The sequence below is a fragment of the Nonomuraea sp. NPDC003707 genome (genome assembly GCF_053587055.1).
Genome location: NZ_JBSFNK010000022.1, coordinates 196,550 through 203,302, shown reverse-complemented (window position 1 = coordinate 203,302; position 6,753 = coordinate 196,550). Strand labels below are relative to the sequence as shown.

8 protein-coding genes and 1 pseudogene are annotated in these 6,753 nt (G+C 66.2%); 7 read left to right on the top strand and 2 right to left on the bottom strand.

What is annotated here, in order from left to right; all coding sequences use genetic code 11:
- Positions 1-189, top strand: a pseudogene (locus ACWDRB_RS42555) (hypothetical protein); the annotation flags it as partial.
- 71 nt (positions 190-260) lie between these two features.
- Positions 261-500, top strand: a complete 240-nt coding sequence (locus ACWDRB_RS42550; RefSeq protein WP_449903823.1) for a Tn3 family transposase — start codon at positions 261-263, stop codon at positions 498-500.
- A gap of 103 nt (positions 501-603) precedes the next feature.
- Here ACWDRB_RS42550 and ACWDRB_RS42545 read toward each other — a convergent pair whose 3' ends face one another.
- Both ACWDRB_RS42545 and ACWDRB_RS42540 read right to left on the bottom strand, forming a co-directional pair.
- Positions 604-1,251, bottom strand: coding sequence for a YdeI/OmpD-associated family protein (locus tag ACWDRB_RS42545; RefSeq protein WP_449903812.1), 648 nt, complete (start codon positions 1,249-1,251; stop codon positions 604-606).
- Positions 1,252-1,379: 128 nt separating this feature from the next.
- Positions 1,380-1,817 carry a carboxymuconolactone decarboxylase family protein gene (locus ACWDRB_RS42540; RefSeq protein ID WP_449903810.1) on the bottom strand — a complete coding sequence of 146 codons (438 nt, stop codon included), beginning with the start codon at positions 1,815-1,817 and terminating at the stop codon, positions 1,380-1,382.
- A gap of 187 nt (positions 1,818-2,004) precedes the next feature.
- Between ACWDRB_RS42540 and ACWDRB_RS42535 the strand changes: the two genes are divergently transcribed.
- From ACWDRB_RS42535 to ACWDRB_RS42515, 5 genes are all read left to right on the top strand, one after another.
- Complete coding sequence (locus tag ACWDRB_RS42535) at positions 2,005-3,018, top strand: helix-turn-helix transcriptional regulator (RefSeq protein WP_449903807.1); 1,014 nt, start codon at positions 2,005-2,007, stop codon at positions 3,016-3,018.
- Between the two features lie 52 nt (positions 3,019-3,070).
- The gene (locus ACWDRB_RS42530) at positions 3,071-3,508 is read left to right on the top strand and encodes a recombinase family protein (RefSeq protein ID WP_449903821.1); all 438 of its coding nucleotides are present in this window, start codon (positions 3,071-3,073) and stop codon (positions 3,506-3,508) included.
- A 214-nt stretch (positions 3,509-3,722) separates the two neighbouring features.
- Positions 3,723-4,619 (top strand): carbohydrate ABC transporter permease, encoded by an 897-nt coding sequence (locus ACWDRB_RS42525; RefSeq protein ID WP_449903818.1) that lies wholly within the window; start codon positions 3,723-3,725, stop codon positions 4,617-4,619.
- The gene (locus ACWDRB_RS42520; RefSeq protein WP_449903804.1) at positions 4,612-5,439 is read left to right on the top strand and encodes a carbohydrate ABC transporter permease; all 828 of its coding nucleotides are present in this window, start codon (positions 4,612-4,614) and stop codon (positions 5,437-5,439) included. The genes ACWDRB_RS42525 and ACWDRB_RS42520 overlap by 8 nt, the downstream gene beginning before the upstream one ends.
- Positions 5,440-5,462: 23 nt before the next feature.
- A complete protein-coding gene (locus ACWDRB_RS42515) occupies positions 5,463-6,743 on the top strand; it encodes an ABC transporter substrate-binding protein (protein ID WP_449903802.1) in 1,281 nt (426 codons plus the stop codon).
- Positions 6,744-6,753: the final 10 nt, after the last annotated feature.

Sequence of the window (6,753 nt, the reverse complement as noted above, 5' to 3'; positions counted from 1 at the left end):
CCCGACCCCGACCCCGACCAGCCCAGCAGCGTCATCCGCACCCTGACCACTCAACTCAGTGACCTCAAACGACGCCACCGCGAGGAGATGACCACCCTGAAACAGGCGCTGGAGACAGCTCATGGAGAGATCCTCGAACTCCGGCGCCGCCTCGGCCACCGCGCCAACGCCTCACCGCAGGACAGCTGACCGGCCCGCCCACCTCTTCTCATACGGACGCGACCGCAAGCGTTCCACCTGGGCAAACATAGCCTTTCAAGATCGTTACCCCGGATACCACGTGGACGACCGAGTACTACCAGCTCGCCGTCAAAAACCTGCGCGCCGGCGGCCGGGATGTGCCTGATGAGCTGCTGGCCCACATCTCCCCGGCCCACAGCGAGAACGTCAACTTCTTCGGCGTCATCACCGTCGACGTCGAAGCCGAGCTCGCCAAACTCGACGGAGGCGGCTGGCGCCCCTTGCGCCCGGCCGCTGTTGAGCCGAGCCTGCGCCCATGACGGGTTCTTGGGGGGCTGGGTAAGGTTCCGGGTCTGGCCGAACGCCGAGCCGCCATGTGCGTGGGCTGGGAGGAGCGAGGCGGGGAGAGGAGTGGGCCCGCATTCAACTGCCGAGGGCGCGCTTTTGTGGGTGGATCGCCTCGCCGCGGGCGAGCATGTCAACGAACTGGGTGATACGGCGGGCTCGGGTCTCGGCGCGTTTGGCGTTCGCGATCCGATAGAGAATTGCGTAGCGGTTTTGGGAGGTGAGGATGTCGAACATCGCTTCTGCCTGGGGGTTCGCGGCCAATGCGGCGGCCAGGTCGGCTGGTACCTCGATGCCGGCTTGTCCCGCGTAGGCCGTGTCCCAGCGGCCGTCGGCCTTGGCGCGTTCGACCTCGGTCATTCCGGCCGGATGCATCCGGCCCTCGCTGATCAGACGGGTGACGATGGAAACGTTCCGCGCTGACCAGGTACTTTGCCTTCCGCGAGGGGTGAAGCGCCGGCAGAAGGTGATCTCATCCCGCCGTCGTAGCCGACCATCGATCCAGCCGTGGCACAGGGCTTCGTCGAGCGCCTGGTCATAGGTCAGGCTGGTGGGCCGGGTCGCGTTCTGCTTGGCGAGGACCAGCCACACCCCTGCCGAGCTGTCGTGGTGCCTGCTGAGCCACTCCCGCCAGGCTCGGGCATCGGTAACGGTCAGTTCCAGTAGTTCGTCGCTCATCGTCATGTGCCCCTGATGATCATCAAAGGAATGGTTGTCGGCGGTCACCCGAAGGTGGGAGCCCAGGACGGGGGCCTGCCGGAAGTGGCGCTGGATCGGTCAGTGGTGGAGCCGGCCGATCACGTCCTTCGCCACGTCGCCACCGCGGCCTCTGGACGGATGACGCCCGCCCGCCTTCACCAGGTCTTGCCGGCCTGCTCCCGGATCGTGTGGTTGATCCGGTTGAAGAAGTTGGTGATTGCGATGTTCAGGATGATCGCGGACATCTGGTTCTCGTCGAAGTGGGTGGCAGCACCGTCCCAGATCTCGTCGGTCACGCCCGGCGCGCCGTCCTGGATCCGGGTGGCGGCCTCGGTCAGCGCGAGCGCTGCCCGCTCCTCCTCGGTGAAGAACGGGGTCTCGCGCCAGGTGACCACGTTGTGCAGCCGCTCCTCGGTCTCTCCATGCTTCTTCGCCGACTGGACGCCGGCGAACACACACGGGCTGCAGCCGTTGATCTGGCTGGCCCGCAGATGGACCAGTTCGAGCACGAGCGGGTCGACGCCACCGGCGTGAATCGCCTTGTGGAGATGCTGGATCGCTGTGATCACGTCGGGATTCGCCACGCTCTTCATGCGTGCTTCCATGGGTCCTGCCCCTCGTCGGTTACCTGCGCCCATCCGGGCCCGTCATCTACCGCACCTTGGCGGAGGTCATCTTCGTCGTAATGGACTTTTCGGCCGAGGAGTTCTCGGTCATGCCGGCGACGTTACGGTATGACCCGGTCAGAAACGGTCCTGGTTATCGAGCAGACTGTTAGCCGTGGTCAACACCTCGGCGCGGCTGCTGCGGCTGCTGTCTTTGCTGTCAACGCGGCGGTCCTGGACGTGCGCTGATCTTTCCGCCCAGCTGGAGATCACCGAACGGACGGTTCGCCGGGACATCGCCCGGCTACGTGAACTCGGCTACGGCATCGAATCGGAGATGGGCCCATGGGGCGGCTACCACCTCGGGCCCGGAACCAGCATTCCGCCACTGATCCTTGACGAGGAGGAGGCCCTCGCGGTCGCTGTCGGGCTGCGCACCGCCGCCTTCAGCGGAGTCTCCGGCAGCGACCAGGCAGCCCTGTCGGCGCTGCTGAAACTACGCCAGGTGCTGCCGGCCAGGATCGCCGACCGGCTCGGCGAGCTGGACGCCGCGTTCACCCACACCGCACGACCCGACGACAGCCAGATCTCCCCCGCGCTGCTGCTCGACCTGGCCACCGCGTGCCGGCGAGGCGAACGCACCCAGTTGACCTACCGCGACCGGGCCGGAACGACGTCCACCCGCCGAGTGGACCCCTACCGGCTCATCTACACCGGCCGCCGCTGGTATCTCCTTGCCTACGACCTGACGCGGCAGGACTGGCGCACCTTCCGTACCGATCGCATCATCGATGCCACAGTCACCGGGCAGGCCACTGCCCTGCCCGACCCGCCAGATCCAGCACAGATGGTCAGCACGGGCATCGCGCTGAGGCCTTACCCGGTGTGGGTGACCATCCGCCTGGCCGTACCGGCCGATGAGGCCCGCAGGCTGGTACCACCAACGGTCGGCGTCCACCACCCGGACGGCGATGACGCCACGATCATCGACATCGGCGGGCCAGACGCCGACGGCCTGGCCCGCTACCTGCTCAGCCTCGGCCGACCACTCCAGATACTGCACCCAGAAGAGGTCCGCCAGGCATTCCTCACCCGCACACAACAACTCCTCAAGGACAACCAGTGGCACAAACACCCGCCGATAGCTGACACGGCTACCTGCAGTGACGGATGTTGCCAGCCACCATGAAGTGCGACTGCAATCTTGACTGTCTCAATCGAGGTTCGTTCAATAACGCGAGATCCTCACTGGTCTCGGCGTCGCGGGCGACCGGATCTATCTCGACAAGGGACTCACCGGAACCAACCGCGCCCGCCCCGGCCTCGACCAGGCCCTCGCGGCCGTACGCGCCGGCGACACCCTGGTGGTCCCGAAACTCGACCGGCTCGCACGCTCGGTCCCCGACACCCGCGACATTGGCGACACCCTGGTCGCCCGGGGTGTCCACCTGTCTCTGGGCGGGAGCATCTACGACCCCGCCGACCCCATGTCGAAGATGTTCTTCAACATGCTGGCCGTGTTCGCAGAGTTCGAAGCCGACCTGCTGAAGATGCGCACCCGCGAGGGCATGGCCATCGCCGATCTCATGGAGGTCTTCTCCATCGGTCGCGCTACCGTCTACCGCGTCCTCGACCGCACCAAGACGACGGGGACGACGGATGCTGAGATTCCGCGTTAGCACAGGTCAGCGATATCCGTTGGTTTTCCGGCCAGGACTACCGGGACCCCCGAACGGGTCGCCGCACCGAGCGGTCTCGGGCGCTGTAGTCGGTTGGTAACACCCTTGACGCGTAGGTAACGCGCGTGCAAACTGCGGAATACGTTTTCCAACGGAATACGTTTTCCAGCAACCCAGGAGGTCACGTGTGAGTGCTCTCGGCGAGCTCCAGCGCATGCGCAAGGGCAGCCGCGGACCCCTCGGCGGCGGCAATCGGGATAACAAGGCCGCCTTCGCGTTCCTCGCCCCCTGGTTCGCCGGCCTGCTGCTCATCACGGCCGGCCCGATCGTGGCCTCCTTCGTGCTGGGCTTCACCGACTACAACCTCATCCAGCCCCCGACCTTCAACGGCCTGGACAACTTCGCCCGCATGCTCACCGACGTCCGCCTCCACCGGGCGCTCGGCGTCACGCTGATCTACGTCGTCGTCTCCGTCCCGCTGCAGCTGGCCGCCGCCCTGGGGCTGGCGCTGCTGCTCGACAAGGGGCTGCGCGGGCTGGCGTTCTACCGGTCGGCGTTCTACCTGCCGTCGCTGCTCGGCTCCAGCGTGGCCATCGCGGTGCTGTGGCGGCAGATCTTCGGCGCCGATGGCCTGGTCAACCAGCTGTTCGGCATCGAGGGTCGCGGCTGGATCTCCGACCCGGACACCGCGCTGTCGACGCTGATCATCCTGAACGTCTGGACGTTCGGGGCCCCGATGGTGATCTTCCTGGCCGGGCTGCGCCAGATCCCGAGGATGTACTACGAGGCGGCGGCCACGGACGGGGCGGGGAAGTGGACGCAGTTCAGGAGCATCACGATCCCGCTCCTGTCACCGATCGTCTTCTTCAACCTGGTCCTGCAGATCATCCATGCGTTCCAGTCGTTCACGCAGGCGTTCGTGGTCTCGGGCGGCACCGGCGGGCCGTCCGACTCGACCCTCTTCTACACGCTCTACCTGTATCAACGCGGGTTCCACAACTTCGACATGGGGTACGCCTCGGCGCTCGCCTGGCTGCTCCTGGTGATCATCGCCGGCTTCACCGCCGTCAACTTCTGGGCCGCCAAATTCTGGGTCGTTTACGATGACTGAACTCCGAAAGCTGATCAAGCACGCCGCCCTCATCCTCCTCGCCCTGGTCATGCTCTACCCGGTGCTGTGGATGGTGGTCAGCTCCCTGAGGCCCGACAACGAGATCTTCCGCCGCCCCGGCCTGATCCTCGACGGGCTCCAGACCCAGAACTACGGCGTCGGCTGGACCGCGCTGGCCTCCCCGTTCGGCCACTACCTGGCCAACTCGGCCATCCTCGTGCTGGCCTGCATCATCGGGAACCTGGTGTCCTGCTCGATGGCCGCGTACGCGTTCGCCAGGCTGGAGTTCACCGGCAAGCGCCTGTGGTTCGCGATCATGCTCGGCACCATCATGCTGCCGATCCACGTGATCATCGTGCCGCAGTACATCCTGTTCTCCCAGCTCGACTGGGTGAACACGTTCCTGCCGCTGGTGGTGCCGAAGTTCCTGGCCACGGACGCGTTCTTCGTCTTCCTCATGGTGCAGTTCATCCGTGGCCTGCCGCGGGAGCTGGACGAGGCGGCCAGGATCGACGGCTGCGGCCACCCGAGGATCTTCCTGCGGATCATCCTGCCGCTGATGCTCCCGGCGCTCGCCACCACGGTGATCTTCACGTTCATCTGGACCTGGAACGACTTCTTCAGCCAGCTCATCTACCTGACGGACCCGGAGATGTACACGGTGCCGGTGGCGCTGCGCTCGTTCGTGGACGCCACGGTCTCGACCTCATGGGGATCCATGTTCGCCATGAGCGTGGTGTCCCTGGCCCCGGTCTTCATCGCCTTCCTCGTCGGCCAGCGCTACCTCATCCGAGGCATCGCCACGACCGGCGGCAAGTAACCCCCCCGCGAAGAGGAATCATCATGCGACGAATAGCCCTCGCCATGGCGTCGGTGCTCATGCTCAGCGCGTGCGGCAGTGGCGGCAGCGCCGGTCAGGAGCTGTCGAAGGATCCGGTCACCCTCCGCTTCACCTGGTGGGGCGCGGACGAACGGCACAAGCGCACCCAGCAGGTCATCGACCTCTTCCAGAAGAAGTACCCGAACATCACGGTCAAGGGCGAGTTCAAGGACTGGAACGGCTACTGGGAGAGCCTCGCGACCACGGTGGCGGCCAACGACGCGCCGGACGTCATCCAGATGGACGAGCTCTACCTCTCCTCGTACGCCGAGCGCGGCGCCCTGCTCGACCTCGGCACCGCGAGCAAACACCTCAAGACCGCCGACTTCGACAAGTCCGCCCTGGACACGGGCGTGGTCAAGGGCAAGCAGTACGCGCTCCCCGTCGGCCTGTCCACGTACGCGATCGTCGCCAACACCGACCTCCTCGACCAGCTCAAGATCAAGCTGCCGGACGACGACACCTGGTCGTGGGAGGACCTGAAGAAGGTCGGCGACGAGGTGTCGAAGGCGGGCGGCGGCAAGGTCACCGGCCTGCAGTCGCCGGGCTTCGACGCGGGCGGGCTCAACATCTGGGCCAGGCAGGCGGGCGCGGCCCTGTTCGACGCGAACGGCAAGGTCGCCGTCCCGCCGGAGGTGCTGGCCTCGTACTGGACCTACGTCAAGGACCTGGCCAAGCAGGGCGTCACGCCGTCGCCGTCGGTCACCATCGAGCGGGCCGGCGGCTCGCTCGACCAGTCGGGCACGGCCACGAACGCCTCGGTCTTCGCCACCTGGTGGAACACCCAGCTCAGCTCGCTGACCACGGCGAGCGGCGCCAAGCTGAAGCTGCTCAGGCTCCCCGGCGAGACGCAGGCCAAGTCACCCGGCGCGTACTTCAAGTCCTCGATGTACTGGTCGATCTCGGCGCGCAGCAAGCACCCGGCCGAGGCCGCGCTGTTCGTGGACTTCCTGGCCAACAGCCAGGAGGCGGCCGACATCCTGCTGACCGACCGCGGCGTCCCCGCGAACAAGAAGATCCGCGCGGCCATCACCCCGAAGCTCACCGAAACGGACAAAGCCGCTGCGGAGTACCTGGACACCGCCAAAGTCGGGCAAGCCCCTAGAGTGACCCCGAACGGCGCCAGCGATCTCGAAGCCATCATCAAACGGCACACGGAAGAGGTGCTGTTCGACCGGGAGACGCCGGAGCAGGCGGCCAAGTCGTTCATCACGGAACTGCAGGCCGAGATCGACGGCGCCTGACAGACCCCCA

What these genes read in the sequence shown, in the direction of transcription:
- ACWDRB_RS42540 (WP_449903810.1), bottom strand. Translation starts at nt 1,817, where the DNA reads ATGAAGAGCGTGGCGAATCCCGACGTGATCACAGCGATCCAGCATCTC.
- ACWDRB_RS42525 (WP_449903818.1), top strand. Translation starts at nt 3,723, where the DNA reads ATGCGCAAGGGCAGCCGCGGACCCCTCGGCGGCGGCAATCGGGATAAC.
- ACWDRB_RS42520 (WP_449903804.1), top strand. Translation starts at nt 4,612, where the DNA reads ATGACTGAACTCCGAAAGCTGATCAAGCACGCCGCCCTCATCCTCCTC.
- ACWDRB_RS42515 (WP_449903802.1), top strand. Translation starts at nt 5,463, where the DNA reads ATGCGACGAATAGCCCTCGCCATGGCGTCGGTGCTCATGCTCAGCGCG.